The sequence below is a fragment of the Chryseobacterium tongliaonense genome, assembly GCF_041224435.1.
GTDB lineage: Bacteria > Bacteroidota > Bacteroidia > Flavobacteriales > Weeksellaceae > Chryseobacterium > Chryseobacterium tongliaoense.
The window spans coordinates 58,237-80,222 of record NZ_JBGFFD010000008.1 but is presented as its reverse complement, the minus strand read 5'-3'; the positions used below and the strand labels follow the sequence as shown (position 1 = coordinate 80,222).

General features: G+C 36.5%; 16 protein-coding genes. 12 read left to right on the top strand and 4 right to left on the bottom strand.

Annotation, left to right across the window (positions count from 1 at the left end; all coding sequences use genetic code 11):
- The first annotated feature begins 87 nt into the window (after positions 1 to 87).
- The 7 genes from accC (at position 88) to AB8P06_RS16085 (ending at position 7,744) form a co-directional block, all read left to right on the top strand.
- A complete protein-coding gene (accC, locus tag AB8P06_RS16115) occupies positions 88 to 1,443 on the top strand; it encodes an acetyl-CoA carboxylase biotin carboxylase subunit (RefSeq protein ID WP_369843285.1) in 1,356 nt (451 codons plus the stop codon).
- A 104-nt stretch (positions 1,444 to 1,547) separates the two neighbouring features.
- Positions 1,548 to 2,798, top strand: coding sequence for an ornithine--oxo-acid transaminase (gene rocD, locus AB8P06_RS16110; RefSeq protein WP_369843284.1), 1,251 nt, complete (start codon positions 1,548 to 1,550; stop codon positions 2,796 to 2,798).
- A 2-nt stretch (positions 2,799 to 2,800) separates the two neighbouring features.
- Positions 2,801 to 3,568, top strand: coding sequence for a glycosyltransferase family 2 protein (locus AB8P06_RS16105; protein ID WP_369843283.1), 768 nt, complete (start codon positions 2,801 to 2,803; stop codon positions 3,566 to 3,568).
- Positions 3,569 to 3,572: 4 nt separating this feature from the next.
- Positions 3,573 to 4,550, top strand: coding sequence for a WaaS/CpsH family glycosyltransferase (locus AB8P06_RS16100; protein ID WP_369843282.1), 978 nt, complete (start codon positions 3,573 to 3,575; stop codon positions 4,548 to 4,550).
- A 44-nt stretch (positions 4,551 to 4,594) separates the two neighbouring features.
- Entirely contained in the window at positions 4,595 to 5,584 is a 990-nt protein-coding gene (locus AB8P06_RS16095; protein WP_369843281.1) for a hypothetical protein, read from the top strand.
- Positions 5,581 to 6,528, top strand: a complete 948-nt coding sequence (locus tag AB8P06_RS16090; protein ID WP_369843280.1) for a WaaS/CpsH family glycosyltransferase — start codon at positions 5,581 to 5,583, stop codon at positions 6,526 to 6,528. Before AB8P06_RS16095 ends, AB8P06_RS16090 begins: the two co-directional genes overlap by 4 nt.
- A gap of 4 nt (positions 6,529 to 6,532) precedes the next feature.
- Complete coding sequence (locus AB8P06_RS16085) at positions 6,533 to 7,744, top strand: glycosyltransferase (RefSeq protein WP_369843279.1); 1,212 nt, start codon at positions 6,533 to 6,535, stop codon at positions 7,742 to 7,744.
- A gap of 85 nt (positions 7,745 to 7,829) precedes the next feature.
- Here the strand turns inward: AB8P06_RS16085 and AB8P06_RS16080 are convergent, their stop codons facing one another.
- Genes AB8P06_RS16080 through AB8P06_RS16070 form a run of 3 tightly spaced genes read right to left on the bottom strand, consistent with a single transcriptional unit; the run spans position 7,830 to position 10,520 of the window.
- Entirely contained in the window at positions 7,830 to 9,053 is a 1,224-nt protein-coding gene (locus AB8P06_RS16080) for a glycosyltransferase family 4 protein (RefSeq protein WP_369843278.1), read from the bottom strand.
- A gap of 8 nt (positions 9,054 to 9,061) precedes the next feature.
- On the bottom strand, positions 9,062 to 9,718 hold the full coding sequence (locus AB8P06_RS16075; RefSeq protein ID WP_369843277.1) for a glycosyltransferase: 657 nt from the start codon (positions 9,716 to 9,718) through the stop codon (positions 9,062 to 9,064).
- 4 nt (positions 9,719 to 9,722) lie between these two features.
- The gene (locus AB8P06_RS16070) at positions 9,723 to 10,520 is read right to left on the bottom strand and encodes a glycosyltransferase (protein ID WP_369843276.1); all 798 of its coding nucleotides are present in this window, start codon (positions 10,518 to 10,520) and stop codon (positions 9,723 to 9,725) included.
- A gap of 200 nt (positions 10,521 to 10,720) precedes the next feature.
- On the opposite strand from AB8P06_RS16070, the gene gltX reads away from it, so the two are divergent.
- Both gltX and AB8P06_RS16060 read left to right on the top strand, forming a co-directional pair.
- The gene (gene gltX / locus AB8P06_RS16065; protein WP_369843275.1) at positions 10,721 to 12,451 is read left to right on the top strand and encodes a glutamate--tRNA ligase; all 1,731 of its coding nucleotides are present in this window, start codon (positions 10,721 to 10,723) and stop codon (positions 12,449 to 12,451) included.
- Positions 12,452 to 12,499: 48 nt separating this feature from the next.
- Complete coding sequence (locus AB8P06_RS16060; protein WP_369843274.1) at positions 12,500 to 13,456, top strand: acetyl-CoA carboxylase carboxyltransferase subunit alpha; 957 nt, start codon at positions 12,500 to 12,502, stop codon at positions 13,454 to 13,456.
- A 54-nt stretch (positions 13,457 to 13,510) separates the two neighbouring features.
- Here AB8P06_RS16060 and AB8P06_RS16055 read toward each other — a convergent pair whose 3' ends face one another.
- Positions 13,511 to 14,221 (bottom strand): DUF6759 domain-containing protein, encoded by a 711-nt coding sequence (locus AB8P06_RS16055; protein WP_369843273.1) that lies wholly within the window; start codon positions 14,219 to 14,221, stop codon positions 13,511 to 13,513.
- A gap of 145 nt (positions 14,222 to 14,366) precedes the next feature.
- Here AB8P06_RS16055 and tsf point away from each other — a divergent pair, with 145 nt between their 5' ends.
- From tsf to AB8P06_RS16040, 3 genes are all read left to right on the top strand, one after another.
- A complete protein-coding gene (tsf, locus tag AB8P06_RS16050; RefSeq protein ID WP_369843272.1) occupies positions 14,367 to 15,191 on the top strand; it encodes a translation elongation factor Ts in 825 nt (274 codons plus the stop codon).
- Positions 15,192 to 15,377: 186 nt separating this feature from the next.
- Positions 15,378 to 18,728: a gliding motility-associated C-terminal domain-containing protein gene (locus AB8P06_RS16045; RefSeq protein ID WP_369843271.1), complete on the top strand. Its 3,351-nt coding sequence runs from the start codon at positions 15,378 to 15,380 to the stop codon at positions 18,726 to 18,728.
- A gap of 80 nt (positions 18,729 to 18,808) precedes the next feature.
- Entirely contained in the window at positions 18,809 to 21,892 is a 3,084-nt protein-coding gene (locus AB8P06_RS16040) for an FIDD domain-containing protein (RefSeq protein ID WP_369843270.1), read from the top strand.
- The last annotated feature ends 94 nt before the right edge of the window (positions 21,893 to 21,986 follow it).

The window sequence follows — 21,986 nt, the reverse complement described above, 5'->3', positions numbered from 1 at the left end:
TAGATGTTAGACGTTAGATGCCGATTTTATCTGCATTCAAATAACATTATCTAATTCTCAAATTATCTAATTTTCAAATTGAAGAAGATGTTCAAAAAAATATTAATTGCCAATCGTGGCGAAATTGCAATGCGTATTTTACGTACTTGTAAAGAAATGGGGATCAAAACCGTTGCGGTTTACTCAACTGCTGATAAAGATAGTCTTCATGTAAGATTTGCTGATGAAGCGGTTTGTATCGGTCCTGCTATGAGTAAAGACTCATACCTTAAAATTCCTAACATTATTGCCGCTGCGGAAATTACCAATGCCGATGCCATTCACCCGGGTTACGGATTTTTATCTGAAAATGCTAATTTCTCAAGAATCTGCCAGAAAAACGGAATCAAATTTATTGGTGCTTCTCCGGAACAGATTGAGAAAATGGGAGACAAAGCTAACGCTAAAGCTACCATGAAAGCTGCAGGTGTACCATGTGTACCGGGTTCTGACGGTTTGATTGAATCTTATGAGCATGCTGTAAAAATTGCTGAAGAAACAGGATATCCTGTAATGATCAAAGCAACAGCAGGTGGTGGTGGAAAAGGGATGAGAGCTGTTTGGAAAGCTGAAGACCTTAAAGATCACTGGGAATCTGCTATTCAGGAGGCTGTAGCTGCTTTCGGAAACGGAGGTATGTATATGGAAAAACTGATTGAAGAGCCCAGACATATCGAAATTCAGGTTGCAGGTGACCAATATGGTAAAGCTTGCCACCTTTCTGAAAGAGATTGTTCCGTACAAAGAAGAAATCAGAAATTAACGGAAGAAACACCATCTCCGTTCATGACTGACGAACTTCGTGAAAAAATGGGTGAGGCTGCTGTAAAAGCTGCTGAGTTTATCGGATATGAAGGCGTGGGAACTATCGAATTCCTTGTTGATAAGCACAGAAATTTCTATTTCATGGAAATGAATACGAGAATTCAGGTAGAGCATCCTATCACAGAACAGGTAATTGATTATGATCTTATCAGAGAACAGATTCTTTTAGCTGCCGGAACTCCTATTTCAGGAATCAATTACTATCCTAAATTACATTCAATCGAGTGTAGAATCAATGCAGAAGACCCTTATGCTGATTTCAGACCGTCTCCGGGGAAAATCACAGGATTAAATATTCCTGGCGGACACGGAATCAGAGTTGATACTCACGTATATTCAGGATATTCCATTCCATCCAATTATGATTCAATGATTGCAAAACTGATCACGACTGCCCAGACCCGTGAAGAAGCTATCGCAAAAATGAGACGTGCATTGGAAGAATTCTATATTGAAGGTGTAAAAACAACCATTCCTTTCCACAGACAATTGATGGATGATGAAGATTATCTTTCAGGAAACTACACAACAAAATTCATGGAAAGTTTTGTAATGGATAAAAAATATGACAATCATTAAGATAAATCTTAATAAAAATTACTGAAACTGTCTCATTCCGAGGCAGTTTTTTATTTTATGGCTTCTCGTATTAAATTATTAACTTTGTCAAAAACCAAAAATATATGTCAACAGTAGAAACAGCAAAAAACTCACAGTATTTTATTGACCTTGAAGACAAACACGGAGCGCATAATTATCACCCTCTTCCGGTAGTTTTAGACCGTGGAGAAGGCGTTTTTGTATGGGATGTTGAAGGCAAAAAATATTATGATTTTCTTTCTGCATATTCTGCTGTTAATCAGGGCCACTCTCACCCTAAAATCGTTGAAGCTTTAATAAATCAGGCTAAAAAACTGGCTTTGACATCAAGAGCTTTTTACAACTCTAATTTGGGAGAATACGAACAGAAAATCACTACTCTATTCGGCTTTGATAAGGTTTTACCTATGAATTCCGGAGCAGAAGCCGTGGAAACTGCTGTGAAATTAGCCAGAAAATGGAGCTACGAAGTAAAAGGGATTTCTGAAAATGCAGCAAAGATCATTGTTTGTGAAAATAACTTCCATGGAAGAACAACTACGATTGTTTCTTTCTCCAATGATCCTGATGCGAATCAGAATTACGGACCTTTTACTCCCGGGTTTATCAAAATTCCTTACAATGATATTGCCGCTTTAGAAGAGGTTTTAAACAAAGAAGCAGGAAATATTGCTGCATTTCTGGTTGAACCCATTCAGGGAGAAGCAGGAGTTTATGTTCCTAATGACGGCTTCCTGAAAAACGCTTCCGAATTGTGTAAAGAACACAACGTTCTTTTCATTGCTGATGAAGTGCAGACCGGTATTGCAAGAACAGGTAAGCTGATTGCATGTTATCACGAAGATGTACAACCTGATATTTTAATTTTAGGAAAAGCTCTTTCCGGCGGAATGTATCCAGTATCAGCTGTTTTAGCAAATGATAGCATCATGAGTGTTATCAAACCCGGACAACACGGTTCTACATTCGGTGGAAACCCGATTGCCTGTGCTGTTGCCATTGCCGCACTGGATGTCGTTGCAGAAGAACAATTATCTGAAAGAGCAGAAGAACTGGGACAACTTTTCAGAGCAGAAGTTGAAAAAATAATTGAAAAATCCGATCTTATTACGAAAGTAAGAGGAAAAGGTCTATTAAATGCGATTTTAATTAATGACACGCCGGAAAGCTCTACAGCATGGAATCTGTGTCTGCAATTAAAAGAAAACGGATTGCTTGCCAAGCCTACTCATGGGAATATTATCAGACTTGCACCACCTTTGGTAATTACAGAAGAGCAATTGCTTGATTGTGTAAAAATTATAGAGAAAACTATTTTAGATTTCAAAAAGTAAATATGCCTGAACTCACTGAAAAAGTAAGTGGCTTAATCATAACGTATAACGAAGAACAAAACATTCGGGAAGTACTCGGGTGTTTTGATTTTTGTGATGAGATTATCGTAATAGATTCATTCAGCACAGACCAGACGGTTGAAATTGCCAACACTTATCCTAATGTAAAAGTGATTCAGCATAAGTTTGAAGATTTTACAAAACAACGGAATCTGGCTTTGGATGCTGCGAATAATGACTGGGTATTATTTCTTGACGGTGATGAACGAATCACACCGCTTTTGAGAAAGGAAATTATCGATGAGCTGAATAAACCTGTATCTCAGCAAAAAGATGCTTATTACTTTTATAGAAAATTCTTTTTCGCCAATAAGCCGATTAACTATTCCGGGACGCAGTCTGATAAAAACTTCAGGCTGTTCAGGAAGTCCAAAGCAAGGTATATTTCCGGAAAAAAAGTTCATGAAACACTGGAAGTAAACGGATCTGTCGGGATTCTGAAAAATAAATTGCTGCATTATTCCGTTTCCAGTTATGAGTCTTATAAACAGAAAATGATTCATTATGGTGTTTTAAAAGGACAGGAACTGGCTTTGAAGGGGAAAAGATTCAGCAGGATCACCCAATACTCCAAAACAGCATTCAAATTCTTTAAGGCATACATTTTGCGGTTAGGTATTGCAGACGGGAAAGAAGGATACCAACTTTCCTATTTACAGTCTTTAAGTGTATATGAGACTTATGAATCATTAAAAAAGGAGCAAGCTTAATTGAATGAAGATTTGTGTAATTAGTTTCGATTTTTGGGGATATGATAAGTATATTGTAGATACATTATGCAGTAAGGGTATTGATGCCCATCATATTGAAATAGCATCGGTTTCGCATTCAAATTTCACAGAAAGAGCAACCAATGCTTTAAGCAAAACGTTTTTAAATAAAAACCTGAAAACGGAGAAGCGACAAAAATTCGTATTAGATTCACTTGAACAACTGGGATACCAGGATCAGATTCTCGTTTTAAGCCCCGATGTTTTTGATATTTCTACAATAGAAAAGATCAAAACATACACCGGCCGGCTTATTACCTATCTGTACGATAATCTGGAAAGATTTCCGGTACATGACAAACTTTATCTTTTTGACAAAATCTTCTCTTTTGATATCGGTGATATCGAGAAATACGGTTTTGAGAAACTGACCAACTATATTTATCTTCCCCATCTTTCCCATAAGAAACAAAACCCTGCAATGGATTTGTTTTATATCACTTCCTATGATAATAAGAGGGTTTCATTTATAAAATTGCTTGCCAAAAGATTAATGGCATTAGATCTTAAGTTCCAGATTATGATTATTGGTAAGAAATCATGGAAACATCAGCTAAAGAACATCCTGATCCAGGTTCCTGAGAATTTATCTATTATCTTCAGCATGAAAAAAGTCTGTCATAAAGATCTTCCTAAATACTATCAAAATTCAAAAGCGCTGCTCGATCTGATGCGCGAAGGGCAATATGGCTTAAGTTTCAGGGTTTTTGAAGCCATGTCTTTAGAAAAAAAAATCATTACTGATAATGAAGCCATTAAAAGCTATGATTTTTATAATGCCCATAATATTTTGGTTTTAAACGAAACTTGCAGCAATCTTGACAAATCTTTTTTTGAACTACCCTATGAAGACATCCCTGAAGATATCTATAACAAATATACTTTGGATCACTGGGTAAATGTAGTTTTTAAGCTATCTTAAAAATTACTTATATTCGTTTTTGAATTATTCACCTATACTTGTACATGATTACTTATACAGAACAATCTAAAATCATCATATTTTGTCCTCCAAACAGTGTTACCGGCGGTCCGGAAGCGCTACACCAATTATCAGATAAACTCCATCGCCTGGGGATAAAAAATGTATTCATGCATTACATTCCCAAAAGAAAAAATGCAAAGCCTGAAAACTATAATGTATATCTGACTGAAGAAACAGATATTGTTGAGGACAAGGCCGAAAACATTTTAATTGTTCCGGAATCCATGACATTTTTAGTGAAGCAATATCCTGAAAGCCAGAAAGTAATCTGGTGGCTGAGCGTTGATTTTTATAAAATCTTAATGGATTACAGAATCCGGAAACAGAATATATTCACAAAACTGTTTTATCAGCAAAAAGACAGAGAATATTATTTCGAGCCGCTACCGAATGTTTTCCAGTGGGCACAGTCTTACCGCTCTTCGCTGTACATCAAAGACCATGGTATTCCCGAAAGTCAGATAGATTTTGTGTGCGATTATATCAACCCCAGTTTCCTGAAAAACAAGGGAACCATTACGAAAGACCTGACCAATAAAAAAATCCTGTACAATCCCAGAAAAGGAAAAAAGGAGATCTCACAGTTAATTAAAAATTCCCCGGAACTTGAATGGGTTCCTATCCAAAATATGAATGCCGGCCAGATCAAAGATGTGATGGCCCAGTCTTTACTATATGTTGATTTCGGTGAAAACCCGGGTCGGGATAAAATGCTCAGAGAGTCTGTTTCGCAGGATTGCTGTATTGTTTCCGGGAAAAACGGATCTTCGGCTTATTACGAAGACCTGATGATTCCTGATGAATACAAATTTAATTTCAGTGAAGATAAAATCCCCGAAATCATTGCAAAAATAAAAGAGGTTTTAGAGAATTATCCTGCGCATATCCCTCAGTTTGTACCTTATAAAAAGATGGTTTTAAATGAAGAAATTGCATTTGAAGAAAAGCTGAAAGAAATATTTAAGAAATGACGTCAAAGAAGATTACATTAATTTACCCTTTTGCGTATGGTTATATTGATTTTGTCGTTCAGGAACTGGAATCAGACGGAAATATCACTGTTACCGATATTAAAACAGATACTATAAAATATAAATACCCGAATATCGGAGTGAAAATCTGGAACGGAGTTACTAAACTATTTGGCCGCAATATCAAAAAAAAATATTTTAGCCGCCAGATTTTACAGCAGATTAAAGAGAAACAGGATATTATTTTCATTATCCGTCCGGACTTGCTGGAGGATTCATTATTAACAGAATTAAAAAAAAATACGGATTCCTTTATCGCTTATTATTATGACAGCTGTAAAAAATATCCGCGGCAGATTGATATAATTCATTTTTTTGATGAAGTGTATTCTTATGAAAAAGAAGATATCAGGCAATATCATTTCATTGAAACTTCTAATTTCATCTATGATCAGATTATAGAACCTCAGCCGATACAATACGATATTTTTAATGTTTCATCTTATGATTCCAGAATTGATGAGATTGATAAAGTTTCAAAAATATTATCCGAAGCAGGATTCAGAATTTATTTTGTATTATTCTGGTTTGAAAAACTTGTATATCCGTATTTACATTCAATCACGGAATACCTGTCCCTCAGTGAAACGAAGAAAATCATCTCTTGCTCCAAAGCCATGATGGATATTCAGAGAAAAGACCAGAGCGGGCTTTCATTCAGGACTTTTGAAAGTCTGGGGTACAGAAAAAAGCTGATCACAACGAATGCTGCCGTTAAGGATTATGATTTTTACCATCCCAATAATATGTTGGTTGTAAACAGTAATCATTTGGACACTGATGAGATTAAGAGATTTCTTGAGCTGGAATATTCAGAAATTCCTAAGGACATTCTTGATCAATATACCGTAAGGAGTTTTACAGAGAAAATATTCAAATTATAAAATTATGGGTATCAAAAGAAAAATAAAAAATTATATATATCTAAAAAATCATTATCCTTTATCAGAAAAGACGATTACTCCTGATGAAAATAAAAAAAATGTACTGATTGTAGACAGTCAGATTCCTACATTTGATAAGGATTCTGCTTCCAACCGGATCACGGAAATTGCAAAATTTCTGGCAAAGCATTATAATGTATATCTTATGGATTGGAGAAAAGCAATCCCAAAAGTAGAATCTAAAAAATACATTAAAAACCTGAATGATCATAATGTAACTGTCTATACTCCATTTATAGGCAAATACGGTATCATGAAAGGTAAAAAACATTTCATCAACACCTTGCTTCCCAAACTTGATTTTGTATGGTGCCACAGACCCGAGCTTTTTGAATATTACCTGAATTTTTTCAGGGAAAAAGCACCACAGGTGAAAATTATTTATGATATGGTTGACATCCATTACCTGAGAATGGAAAGAGGCCTTGAGATCAAATACGACAAAGTAAGAGCTAAAGAATTAGTTCATTATAAATACATAGAAACCGAATTGTGCAAAAAGGCAGATAAAATTGCGGTAATCAGTGACAAGGAAAAAGAGTTTATGAAAGCTTTTGTAGATGAGTCTAAACTATTTACGGTAAGCAACGTTCATAATTTAAAAGTAAGACCGGAAGATATGCCGCCTTTTGAAAAACGAAACGGAATATTTTTTATCGGAACCTTTTTGCACGATCCCAACGTAGATGCAGTAGAGATATTGTACCATCAGATCATGCCTCTGGTCTGGAAAGTTTTACCGGATTTAAAAATAACCATCATTGGTTCGGAAGCTCCGGAATCTATCGAAAAAATGAATTCCGAGAAATTTGAAATTGCAGGCTTTGTAGAAAACATTATCCCTTATTATGAAAAATGCTTTGCTTCCGTATCACCACTAAGATTTGGTGCCGGGGTAAAAGGTAAGATCGGACAGGCTTTGGAATATACGCTTCCTGTTTTAACCACCACTATCGGTGCTGAAGGAATGTTTTTAGAAAACGGAGTGACCGCATTGATTTCAGATAACGACGATTATCAGAAATTTGCAGACCACATTATTGAAATCTGCACCAACGAAACAACATGGAATACTTTACACAATAATTCTGAAAAAGCCATCTTCCCATTCTCTATTGAAGCTCAGAAAGATGAGATTTTTGAGCTTCTTAAATAAAACGATTAACAAATGTTTCCTTGAGGAAACATTTGTTTTGTACTACTTTTCATAGCAAAACTGGTATTCTACCATTGAGCCACAATCATTGGTTAATGATCTTTTGATAGATAGCGACAAGTTTATCTGAACTTTTTTTCCATGAAAACAATTTAGAACGTTCTAATCCCTTTTGTGCATATTCTTTTCTTTTATTTTCGTTTACATATAAATCCAGCATAGTTTGATATAATGATTCATCATCGTCTGGACTCAACATAATTCCAGCATCTCCTACAACTTCCGGTAAAGATGAAGTATTAGAAGTCACCGTTGCTACACCACACTGCATAGCTTCTAAGGGAGGCAAACCAAAACCTTCATAAAACGACATATAATAAAAAGAATGTGCATGGCTGTATAAGCTGGCCAGATCTTCATCAGGGACTCTTCCTGTGATTACAATTTTATCTTTTAATTCCTCTGCATTATTGTACTCATCAAAAATTTTATTATAATCCCATCCTTTTGCACCTACTAATACTAATCCTAAATCGTGAATGTCATTTTCTTTAATAACTCTGATAAAATTACGGATTACAAAATCTACATTTTTACGAGGTTCCAAAGTTCCTACACTTAAAAAATATTTTTCAGGAAGATGATACTTTTCCTTTATTGAGTTAAATTTCTCAGCATCTTTGCACACATAAAAAAGAGATTCCGAGGCTGCTAATAAATTAACAAAGACACGGTCGGGGTTGAGATGAGGAGCATAGTTGAGTAAATCTTTTTTCGTATTTTCCGAGACACAGACAGCATATCCGTCTTCTCCTATACTTTCTATAATTTTTTCTATAAGTGTTGCATTAAAATGCAGTTCCGGGAACAAAATAGGTATTAAATCATGAATGGTAACAATCTTTTTTAAATTTCCATACTTCCTTATTTCATCATTGATAGGGTAATAGAAAGAATGAAAAATTTCAGCTTTTCTAAAAACCTCTTCAAGATGCACATTCTTGTAATTGTAAATTCCTCTCTTATTATAAAAATAACGGAAAAGCTTTTCTTTCCTAAATGGTAAAAACACTCTTCTATATCTTTGATTGGCTTCTTTTATTGATATAGAATTGTCAGAAAAAAAATCATTTATTTCTTTCGTACATGTTTCATTGTTCAATACACTTAAATGAGAGTAAAATGTTTCTATAGTACCATTCTTACTTAATTCCTGAAAAAACGCCAAAGTGACCCTGAAGATTCCGGTTCTGTTATCTTTATAGAAATCTGCTATAACATCAGCGTCTAAAATTACTTTTATACTCATAAGAATATCTATACAATGGTATCGTAAAAAGAGTTTTGTTGTTCCTGTCGTTTAATCTCTTTAATATGCAGCAAACACATTGAATAATCGGAGGCCGGAAGACCTGCTATCTTTTTATAATTGCAAAGTTTTTCGTGTACCTTATTTTCCCATTTGATTCCTCTGTTAAGTTTAAAAATCCGATGCTGATAATCTGGAAAATTGATATATCCCTCATCATTGACCTGCCAATTCCAGCGCTCTATGTGCTCATCTGTAATTCCATGAACAATATTAATCCTAGGTACCATGAAAACGTCTTTTTTTCTTTTTTTAAAAAGATATGGCTTTATTTTTATCATAAGAGAAGGTTCCGGAATCTCATCCGCATCTATTTGAAATAAATAGTCTTTCGTGGCAACTTTTATCAGATTATTTTTAAATGTTGCAAAGTCACCATCGAGACGTGCCTCAATACGGATAATCTTATTCCCATATGTATCAAGAATGTCACTAACTTTTTGATTCTTATTGGTTATATCCTGCAATACAATAACTTCATCATTTTTATTTATTGCAGGGAGTAAAGCATTTAAAAGCCTGACAATTTCATCAGCTTCGCTGTTCACTGTTATCCCGTAAGAAATACTTATGATTCTTTTTAAAATTTGATTAATAATTCTCATATGATTAATTATAAATTATCGGATAATTACCCGCAAAGTGAACAAAATAATTTTCCGCAATAACTTTTCTTACAAATCTTTTATATCTTTTTGTAGGGAAGATACAGTATCCATTTTTTTCACAAAAGTACTTTCTTATGAATTTTGGAATATCCTTTTCAGAGGCTTCAATTTGATTTCCTTCATGGGTTCCTTTTATTTTGTACAAAACCTGAACATTAAATTCAGCCGGTAATGCTTCAAACCATCCATTGACCTGGGAAATATATGCAAACGGAGCTTCCTCAAAACTGTTTAATTCGCCTTGATTATGTTGAGAATAGTAATACTCTTTAAATACATCTGCCCCTTTTTTTGGACGGAAAATAAATACACCTCCATTAATACTCCCTTTTAATAATGGATGAGCATCAAAATGCCGGTCTGTAAAATATATTTCGGTGGTTTCCTCTAATATTCTTGGAATATGTTCCCAGGTTTTATTAAACTCTTCTGTTCCCCGTGGATCAAGGACCGCCCCAAACCATTTATCGTCGGGGAGATACTCAAATAGAGATGGAGCTTTTTCTGATATCACGATATCCAGATCCAGAAACAAAACGATATCATAATGCATTGTTTTGGAAGGTATAAGTAATTTTTGTGATAATAATGGGCGATAAAAATCTTCATCCAGAGGTTTGTCAAGAATAATTAAATCTGCACCGCATTTTTGCGCGTACTTCTCAAACTGAGCCTTATTTTTATTAAATATTTTCTGGTATTTTTCTCCTACTATGAAAAGACAGATCGCTTTTTTCATTTAATTTTCTACGTTTCTACAATACAAAAATACACTTTAAAAGCATAAAAATATATGTCCAACAAATCCAGGAATATAATTTATAAAAATTAAATATATACTTCTGAACAAATTTCTCGTTGATTAAAATTTAATCCAGAAACAAAACACTTCATCCCCCACATAATTTTAAGTAAATTTGCAGCAAAATTTTAATTGAAATGGAGAAAGTAAGAGTCCGTTTTGCTCCAAGTCCTACAGGACCTTTGCATTTGGGAGGTGTAAGAACCGCATTATATGATTATCTTTTTGCTAAAAATCAGGGAGGCGAATTTGTATTGAGAATTGAAGATACAGATACGGCCAGATATGTAGAAGGAGCTGAAGATTATATTGAAGAAACTTTAGAATGGTGCGGAATCATTCCCGATGAAAGTCCTAAAAAAGGAGGGAAATTTGCTCCTTACAGACAATCTGAAAGAAGAGATATTTATGACCGCTATACAGAGCAGATCTTAAAAACAGATTATGCTTATCTCGCTTTTGATACTCCTGAAGAATTGGATGCCATCCGTGCTGAATTTGAAGCTAAGGGAGACGTTTTCTCTTATGATAATATGACGAGAAACCGTTTGAAAAACAGCATTGCCCTTTCCGGAGAAGAAGTTCAGAAATTACTGGATGAAAAGACACCGTATGTGGTAAGATTTAAAATGCCTGTTGACAGAACATTGAATCTTGAAGATATGATCCGTGGAAAATCATCTGTCAATACCAATACGCTGGATGATAAAGTACTGGTAAAAAATGACGGAATGCCCACTTATCATTTTGCCAACATCATTGATGACCATGAGATGGAAATCACCCATGTGATCCGTGGTGAAGAATGGCTGCCATCTTTGGGGCTGCATATTTTACTGTATGAGGCAATGGGCTGGAAGGCTCCGGAATTTGCCCATCTTTCTTTAATTCTGAAACCTGATGTATCAACATTAATTAACAAAGATAATATCGACAGCATCACAAAATCTTTTACAGAAGAATTCGTGATGAAAAACAATCAATTTACTTTTGATGAATCTGCACCGGTTATCAAATCATTTTTTTCAGAAGTAAAAAGCCCGAGATTTAAATCGATGCTGACCGAAAATGATAATGACAATTCATTAACGGCTTCTGTAAAACAGTTTTTAAAGAAAGGCCTTTCAGGAAAGCTGAGCAAAAGGGACGGCGACAAATTCGGGTTCCCTGTATTTCCATTAGATTTTAAAGATCCGGCAACAGGAAATATTTCCAAAGGTTACAGGGAAAACGGTTACCTTCCGGAAGCATTCATCAATATGGTCGCCCTTTTGGGTTGGTCACCTTCTGACGATAAAGAAATTTTATCTTTGGATGAAATGGCAAAAGAATTTGATTTAAATAAGGTTCACAAAGCCGGAGCAAGATTCAGTAAAGAAAAATCAGAATGGTTTAATCATCATTATATTCAGTTGAAATCTGATGAAGAACTTCTGCATATTTTAAAGAATTCGGGTCTTAATTTATCCGGATTGTCAGACGAAAAGCTATTAAAAATCGTTCATCTGATGAAAGAAAGAGCCACTTTCCCGAAAGATATTTATGAAAACGGAAAGTTTTTCTTTGAAGCACCCGTTTCTTATGACGAAAAGGCCTCAAAAAAAGCATGGAATGATGAAACTTCTGCAATTTTAAGTGAACTGGCAACAGTATTGAACGGAATTGAAAACTTCGATGCAGAAACTTTAAAACAGGAAGTTCATGATTTTGCAGAAAACAAAGGCCTTGGAATGGGTAAAGTAATGATGCCGCTGCGTTTATCTTTGGTAGGAGAACTAAAAGGTCCGGACGTTCCGGATATCATGGAACTCCTTGGAAAAGAAGAGAGTATCTCCAGAATAAGCAGTGCAATTAATAATTTTAAATAGAGTTTCATAATTTTTCATAAATTTGAAAGATTTAATTTACTTCAAGAAATGGAATATTTAAGTTTCGAACTTCCTATAAAAGAATTAATGGATCAATACCAAACATGTTCTTTAGTAGGAGAAGAAAGTGGTGTTGATGTAAAATTAGCATGCAGTCAGATTGAGGATAAGATCATAGAAAAGAAAAAAGAAATCTATGGAAACCTTAGTCCTTGGCAGAGAGTACAACTATCTCGTCATCCGGATCGTCCCTATACACTAGATTATATTAGCGGTATTGCCGATAAAGGCAGCTTTCTTGAACTTCACGGGGATAGAAATTTTGCCGATGATCCTGCAATGATCGGTGGTCTGATGACATTGGATGGCCAGAAAGTAATGGTTATCGGAACCCAGAAAGGGAGAACCACTAAAGAAAGACAGTACAGAAGATTTGGAATGCCAAATCCTGAAGGATACAGAAAAGCGTTACGACTGATGAAACTTGCTGAGAAATTCCATATTCCGATTGTAACTTTAGTAGATACACCGGGAGCATATCCCGGGTTGGAAGCTGAGGAAAGAGGACAGGGAGAAGCTATTGCAAGAAATATTTTTGAAATGGTGCAGCTTAAAACCCCTATATTCACTTACATCATTGGCGAAGGAGCCAGTGGCGGTGCTTTGGGAATAGGTGTGGGAAATAAAGTATACATGCTTGAAAACACCTGGTATACGGTAATTGCCCCGGAAAGCTGTTCTTCTATTTTATGGAGAAACTGGGATCACAAAGAAGATGCAGCCAATGCACTGAACCTGACCCCGAAAGATGCTTTAAGAGAGAAATTCATCGACGGAATCATTGAAGAACCGCTTGGAGGAGCTCATTATGATCCGGAAACAACATTTTTAAATCTTAAAAATTCGATTTTACAGAATATCAAGGCATTCTCTAAATTCACAGGACAGGAACTTGAAACCCAGAGACAGGATAAATTCATTGCGATGGGCCAGTTTAAAGGATAAAACAAAAAGGTTAAGAAAATTTTCTTAACCTTTTTTATTTCTATCTTGTTTTACTTAGTCTTCTCTCAGGTTCAGTTCAATTTCAATATCCTTACTGATTCTTTTCAGGGACGAATATTTGGCATCACAAACCATCGTTGTCAAAACATATTCTCCTTTATCCACCAGGAGAAAGTTTTGCCCGTTGGCAGGAACATCAAGATTATAGTATTTTTTTCCGCTTATTTTTACGATTAAATTACACTTGGATCTGTTTTTAATATTAATATAAGCTTCTTTATCCAACGGATCATTATTAAAAAGGTGAGTCAGCATGGCTGCCGTTTTTTTATTTTTTTCGCCGGATTCAGATTTTTTACTGTCGCTTCCCATGCTTGCAACACTGGCATAATTCACTTTCCTTTCCGGAGCAGAAGATCCCGTATTGGAAGCCAGCGTTTTAGAATTATTCAGCTCATTATTCTTCACTATTCTTTCAACTTTATCTTTGCTGAGAGGTGTAATGGTAGGTTTCGCTTCCGGAGAATTATCTGCCATGATAATTTCGATCAGCTTTTTCTTGAAGTAATCGGTTTTTGCATGATTCGGGTTCTGTTTCAAAAAACCGGCAATCACTCTTGCTTCCTTTGTACTTTCTGCATCCTGCTCTGTGTAGATGATCAGGGTTTCCTTTTCTACGATAGATTTAGATTTGGCTTTCTTCTTTTTTTGAGAAAAACCGAGGGTAAAAATGCATAAAAGTATAAGGAGAAATATTTTTTTCATTAACTAAACATTTAAAAAATTATTAAATAAGTAAATAACGTGAAAAGTCATTTTTTAGTTTATCATTAAAATCATTATCTTTGCACTGCTTTAAAATTAAGCTAAAAATTAATACTAATCTTACAATAAAAAAAATATAGATATTATGTCTTATACACCAGCTGCTGCAGACGTAGCAAAATTGAGAAACCAAACAGGTGCAGGTATGATGGACTGCAAAAAAGCTTTAGTTGAAGCTGAAGGAGATTTCGAAAAAGCGGTAGATATCCTTAGAAAAAAAGGACAAAAAGTTGCTGCTAACAGAGCTGACAGAGAGTCTACTGAAGGGGCAGTAATTGCTAGAGTAAATGAAGATAACACTTTAGGTGCTATCATCTCTCTAAACTGTGAGACTGACTTCGTTGCTAAAAATGAAGCGTTCATCGAGCTTGCTTACGAATTGGCTGAGATGGCTATCTTTGCTGCAACTAAAGAAGAGCTTTTAGCTACAGATTTCCACGGAATCACTGTTGCTGAGAAATTAATTGAGCAAACAGGTGTTATCGGTGAAAAAATCGAGATCGGAGCATTCGAAAGAATCGAAGGTCCTTTCTTGGGAGCTTATATCCACGCCGGGAACAAAATCGCTGCTATCACTGCACTTTCTTCTAAAGTAGACGGAGGTGATGAAGCTGCTAAAGCTGTTTCTATGCAGGTTGCTGCAATGAACCCAATCGCTCTTGATGAAACTGCTGTTTCTCAATCTACAATCGATAAAGAATTGGAAATTGAAAGAGAACTTCTTACTAAAGAAGGTAAGCCTGAAAACATTATCGAAAACATCCTTAAAGGTAAGATGCAGAGATTTTACAAAGACAACACTTTGGTACACCAATCTTTCATTAAAGACGGAAGTATTTCAGTTGCTGACTATGTAAAATCAGTAAACGGAGATCTTAAAGTAACAGGATTTGTAAGAGTAAGTTTATAATCTCTCTCAGATTAAAATATCAATCCCGGTGAAAATTTCACCGGGATTTTTTATTATAGGATATTCGCCGATTATTAAGAATATATTAAATTAATTTTAAATATTTAACATTTAAAATTCATCATGGATTTATATATGTAAAAAATTGATTATTAATACTTACATTTGCTGCCCTTATAATAAACCATGAAAAAACTTCTACTTTCTTTCTGTACCTTTCTTTGTTTATTGATGAATGCCCAGCTGGATACAGACCACTGGTTTGCTCCGATGGCAGCCAAAGCCAATGTCACCGGCCTTGAAGGTTATCTCTATTTATCCACAGATCAGACTACCCCATTTCCGGTTGAGATCTATAACAATAATACGCTTTTTACAACGGTACAGGTAAGTAAAGGAAATCCCGCGCAGGTTATCATTCCCAATAATTTTTTAATTACGACCAATCAGTCAGACCTGTTTACCCCAAACACTATGGGAATGCACGTAAAAGGACCTAAAAAGTTTTTTGCCAATTACAGGTTTTCCCTTCAGAATCATGCTGAAATTATCACTTCAAAAGGGTTGGCCGGCCTTGGAACGACTTTTTTTGCAGGGGTAATCCCTAATACTGCAGATGCAGATTATGTCAATTCAACGATAGGAGTTACTGCGACTGAAGACAATACAACGGTTGTGATTTCAGGATACGACCCGAATGTCATCTTTTCTGATGGGGTTTCCAGTCCGACCCGAACATTCACACTCAATAAGGGACAGTCTTACTTACTGGATGTCATAAGTTTCTCTTCACAGGCGAACCTTGCAGGCTTGGTAGGTGCAAAAATCGTTGCCACAAAACCAATTTCGGTTACCAATGGAAATTTTAACGGAATCTATACGAATTTTAATTTCACCAATAATGATGTTTTAATGGATCAGGCAGTACCTGTGGACAGATTGGGGAAAGATTTCGTAGTGGTAAAAGGAAACGGATCCGTCACTTCCGGAATGGAAACGGCCCTTATTATTGCAACCGAGAATAATACCCAGCTTACCATAAACGGAACGGCCACCGGAATCACACTGAACGAAGGACAGCACTATATGGTTCCGAGCAATAAATATATTAACCAGGGAAATGGTCATTATAATATGAGTATCTCTGCAACAAAGAATATTTATGTTTATCAGCTGTTGGCAGGGGTTAGCAGCGGAAATGAATATCCTACAGGCGGTATGAACTTTATCCCGCCATTAAGCTGTTTTATGCCGAATAAAATTGATGAAATCGGATTCCGGAACAAAATCGGTAATCAGACATTTAATACAAGACTCAATATCATCACTCAGACAGGAGCGACTGTAACTTTTAACGGAGCTCCTATTGCTGCCGGCAACGGACCTTATCCTGTTACCGGGAACCCGGCCTGGGTAAGCTACTCTATTCCCAACATTGGTAACGGAAATATAACCATCAACTCTACCAAATCTGTAACGGCTGGAATTGCAGCCGGAAGCGGGGCTGCAGGATATGGCGGATATTTTGCCGGATTTTCTTCCGTACCTGTTATTACAAAAACCGGTGACTGTTATTCCGGAATACTTCTTCAGGTTGACAGTAATTATGACGCTTATCAATGGTATCTTAACGGAAATCCTATATCAGGAGCAACCACTTATTCCATTAACCCTGAATTGTATGGTGCAGGTGACTACACCTGCCTGATCACCAAAAACAATTGCGAGTCTAAGCTTACAGCCGTGTATAATTATACTTTGTGTCCGCCTATGCCGACCATTACGTACAATATAGGATCATGCAACACAAAAGTAATTACACCGCTTTTCACAACCTCAAACCAGAGTATTGTTTCTTCCCATACCCAAATTGTTTCACAGCCGGCTTCAGGAACAGCAGTTGTAGATGCGGTAACCGGGCAGATCATCTATACACCCAATCCCGGGCTCACTGCCGATACTGCAGATTCTTTTATTTATTATATAGAAGGCAACGGAAACCCTGCAGATTTCGAATATATTAAAATTGTACTCAATATCGATGTTTTACAGGCCACAGGTGCCACTTTGAACCAATGTGGAAATACAAACGGTGCTAATTTTGATCTGACAACAGCAGCCGTTTCAACGGATCCCGGAGCTACAGTAAGTGGATATTATCTTGACCAGGCATTGACATCTGCCATCACCAATTCCACATCTTATCCCGCTCCTACCGGAACAACAACGGTATATGTAAAAGTAACTTCAGCCTACGGATGTTCTAAAACAGTTCCGATTACACTCATCGTTAATGAATCTCCCAATCTTAACACGGCAAATTATAATGCCACACTTTGTGATGATAATTTTGACGGGATTATCAATGTAAATTTCAATACTATAACACCGCAGATTGTAAACAATGCCAATAATTTTACGGTAAGATATTATTTAAATCTGGCAGATGCTACTGCAGGAAATAATAATACATTACCCTCCAACTGGACTTATACTACCGATACTGTTGTTTACGTAAGAGTTGACGGAAATAATAGCTGCCCGCCTGCTTCCGGACAAATCAATTTTAAGATCGGAAATAAAGTTACCTTATTGTCAAATACTGTGAATGTTGAAGTTTGTGACAATGATCTCAACGGCTCTGAAAATGTCAACCTCAACGACTATAAAAACTTATTTACAACAGATCCTACCGTTACCGTTTCATTTTATAATTCGTTAGCTAATGCACAGTCAGGAACAAATGCAATATCACCAATACAAATCATTAATAATCCTGTCGTTTTTTTCGTGAGATTTGAGAGCATCAATGCATGCCCTACAACTGGAACTTTAAGCATTGCTTTAAAATCACCAAAAAAATCCGACTTCCTGAAAGACCAGGTAATATGTTCCGATGACCAGGCTCTTTTAGATGCCGGCCCGGGATTCACTTCCTATGCATGGAGTACCGGTGCCACTACACAAACAATAACTGTAGGTGCAGGCAATTATTATGTAGACTTAGGTTTCAACGGGTGTATTTATCGTCAGAGTGTAAATGTAACAACAGCTCAGGCTCCAACGATTACCCGTATAGAAGTTTCCGGAGCGAATGCTACCGTTTTTGTAACCGGAGGAACTCCGCCTTATCAGTATTCCCTGAATGGTATGGATTATCAGTCTTCCAACATATTCACAGGCCTGGAAAGGGGTGTTCACAAGGTATACGTTTTAGGCGCAGACGGCTGTCAGCCTGTAGTGAAAGAGTTTCTGGTTTTAAATCTGGTCAACGCCATTACACCAAACGGAGATGGGATTAATGATGTATTAAATTATTCCGATTTAAGGATCAAACAAGATGTAAGCATCGAGATTGTAGACCGGTATGGGGCTGCGGTTTATAGATCAAAAGATCAGACTTATACCTGGGATGGGAAATCAGGAAGCAGGCCTCTTCCTACCGGAACATATTGGTATATTATAAAATGGACTGAACCTGACACCAAATTACCAGTTTCATATTCCGGGTGGATTTTAATAAAGAATCGAGAATAATTTTTTGTTTTTTATTTCCAAATTATTAATAATATTTCAAATTTTATTTTAAATTTGTAGAAATCCTAATTTCCAACTTTATGAAAAGATTTCTACTTAGTTTAGTATTAGTTTTTTTGACGATTAATACGCTCTTTGCACAAAGAGATACAGAGCATTGGATTGCGCCGTATTTTGACAGCTCATTATTTTCCAATTATACCCACGCGCTGTATTTGTCAACAGATTCCGTAACTCCTTTTGAAGTAAAGGTTTACAACAATAATGGGGTCATCGGAACCGTAACGATTAGTAAAGGAAACCCTCAAACGTTTGCCGTTAATGCTGACTTTATCAATACCCAAACCACTGCAGATGCTGCTACCGTAAAAACATTAGGGCTTTATACCAAAGGTGACAAACCCTATTATGTATCTTTAAGAATATATTCCGGATCTCACGGAGAAATCGTTACTTCTAAAGGTAAGGCAGGTATCGGAAAAACATTCTATGCTGCTGCTGCACCCATTACATATAATTCAAGTTCAATGAATTTTACCACAGGGATTCTTGCGACTGAAGACAACACAACGGTTACCATTTCCGGATACAACCCGGCTGTACAGTTTATTAATCACCCGACTCCACCGCCGTCTATCAGCCTTGTTTTAAATAAAGGAGAATCTTATATCCTTGCCGGTACCGGTAATGTTACAGCAAATCAGGCCGGCTTTATCGGTGCCAAAATTGTTGCTGACAAACCGGTTTCCGTTACCAACGGTAATTCAAACGGAATGTATGCTACCGGAAATACCAGTTCTGGTTCCGATCTTATTTTAGACCAGTCTGTACCAACAGAACGTCTCGGGAAGGAATTTGCAATGGTAAGGAGTTTATCACCTGTCACAAACTCCTATGATATGGAAGGAGGGATCATCATTGCAACTGAAAATAATACAGAGATCTACCTGAACGGATCCAGCACTCCGGCTGCTACCATTAATGAAGGACAATATTACAGAATATTAGATAACAGCTATATCCAGCAAACAGCCGGTAGCGGTCATTATAATATTTATATAAGTACAAATAAAAATGTATACCTGTACCAGTTGGTAGGCTCAAATGCTACCAATACCGGAGGTTACAACTATATTCCGCCATTAAACTGTTTCTTACCCAGAAAAATTGATGAGATCGGAAAGATCAATGAAATGCCTACTTACACAGGCACAATCAACTTAAAATTAAATATCTTAACTGAAGCCGGCGCTACCGTATTGGTAAACGGAAATCCTCCTACAGCGGCTCAGGGACCCTATCCGCTTACCGGGAATACCCAATGGGTAACGTATGCTATCCCGGGAATTACCGGGAACCTTACGATTACTTCCACAAAAGCAGTAACAGCGGGAGTAAACGGAGGATATAGTACAGCAGGGTACGGAGGTTATTTTGCCGGATTCTCTTCAGTGCCTGTAATTGCTAAAAAAACAGGAGAGTGTGCTCCGGGAATTATCCTGGAAGTAGATGACAGCTTTGAAACTTATCAGTGGTTCCTGAATGGTGTTGCTATTCCGGGAGCTACTGCAAATACATATGCTCCGCTAATCGCAGGTAACTATACTGTAAAAGTAACTATGGGTACCTGTCCGCCGGTAATCACACCAATTTATAAAGTATTTTCCTGTTTAACTGAAACGGTAAAAACTTTAAATATTTGTGCCTCTACCCTGATTACGCCTACATTTACAAGCTCTACACAGGCTGTTGTTCCAAGTACGGTAACCATCGTTACTCAAGGAGCTCATGGAACGGCAGTAGTGAACCCTGCAAACGGTACCATTACATATACTCCTGTTCTGGGATATTTAGGAGCTGATACTATTGTTTATCAGTTCTGTGGTAATGCACCTGAATTTGTAGACTGTGAAAAAGTAACTTTAAACCTGACTGTAGTTCCGTTTACCTTAACGGACAGAACCGTATATGCTTGTCAGTATAGTGGAAAAGGATTTTTTGACCTGACTACCGCGAACGTAACAAGTTATAGCCCTACCACAAGAAAATATTATCCTACTCTGGCAGATCTTAATGCAGGTACGAATGAGATTAATAATCCTACCAATTATTTTTCTGCAGCAGGATTTGTTTATGTAAAAGTGACCACCCCTGAGGGATGCTCAGGAAACGCAAAAATCACTTTAGATTTCTTCCCTACTCCGGTAGTAAAAGAAGCTTCATTAAGTGAGTGCTTTATAGAAAATAACGAAACCAGTGCTAAGTTTGATCTAACAACTGCTGATGTTACAGATGAAGACCCGGTAACTAAAAAGTACTATCCTACATTTACGGATGCAAGCAACGGGACCAATGAAATTGTAGTCAATGCGACGGCTTATATTTCCGGCAATGGAGCTGTATACGTAAGAGTATTCAATTCACACGGATGTTATGCAATTGCTAAAATTATCCTTACAGTTATCCCTCCAAAAAGATCTCCTTTATTAGTTGATCAGTATATCTGTATCGACGGAAGAACGAATATTGATGCAGGACCTGGTTACCAGTCTTACCAATGGAGTACCGGAGATACCACACAATCTATCAACGGGGTTCCTGTGGGAGATTACTGGGTAATTCTTCAGGATAACGGCTGTTTCGTAAAACAAATGGTAAGCGTGAAAAAAGCACTGGATCCTGTAATTACTGAAATACAGATTTCAAATAATACGGCAACCGTAATTGTAAGCGGAGGAAAAGCGCCTTACCAATATGCTGTAGACGGGACAACCAACTGGCAGGATTCTAATGTATTTACTAATCTTACCAGAGGCCAGCATATATTCTATGTAAAAGATGCTTACAACTGTACCCCGATCTCTGTGGAGATAACAGTACCGAACTTAGTGAATGCAATAACGCCAAATGGTGATAATGTAAATGATTATATCGACTACAAAGAATTATCTTACAAAGAAAATCTTGTTTTCGTAATTTATGACAGATATGGCAACAAAATCTTCACCGGAGATAAGTTTAATAATTACAAATGGGACGGTAAGCATTACGATAAGAAAATTTTAACCGGAACTTACTGGTATCATATCAACTGGAACGAGCCGAATAAAGAAAAGACTCCGATAAAATACACCGGCTGGATTTTAGTGAAAAACAGAGAATAATAAAATTTAAATATTTTTATCAACCACGATTTAATAATCGTGGTTTTTTTTATTTATCGTAATAATAATTGAAAAAAAATAAAAATATATCAAA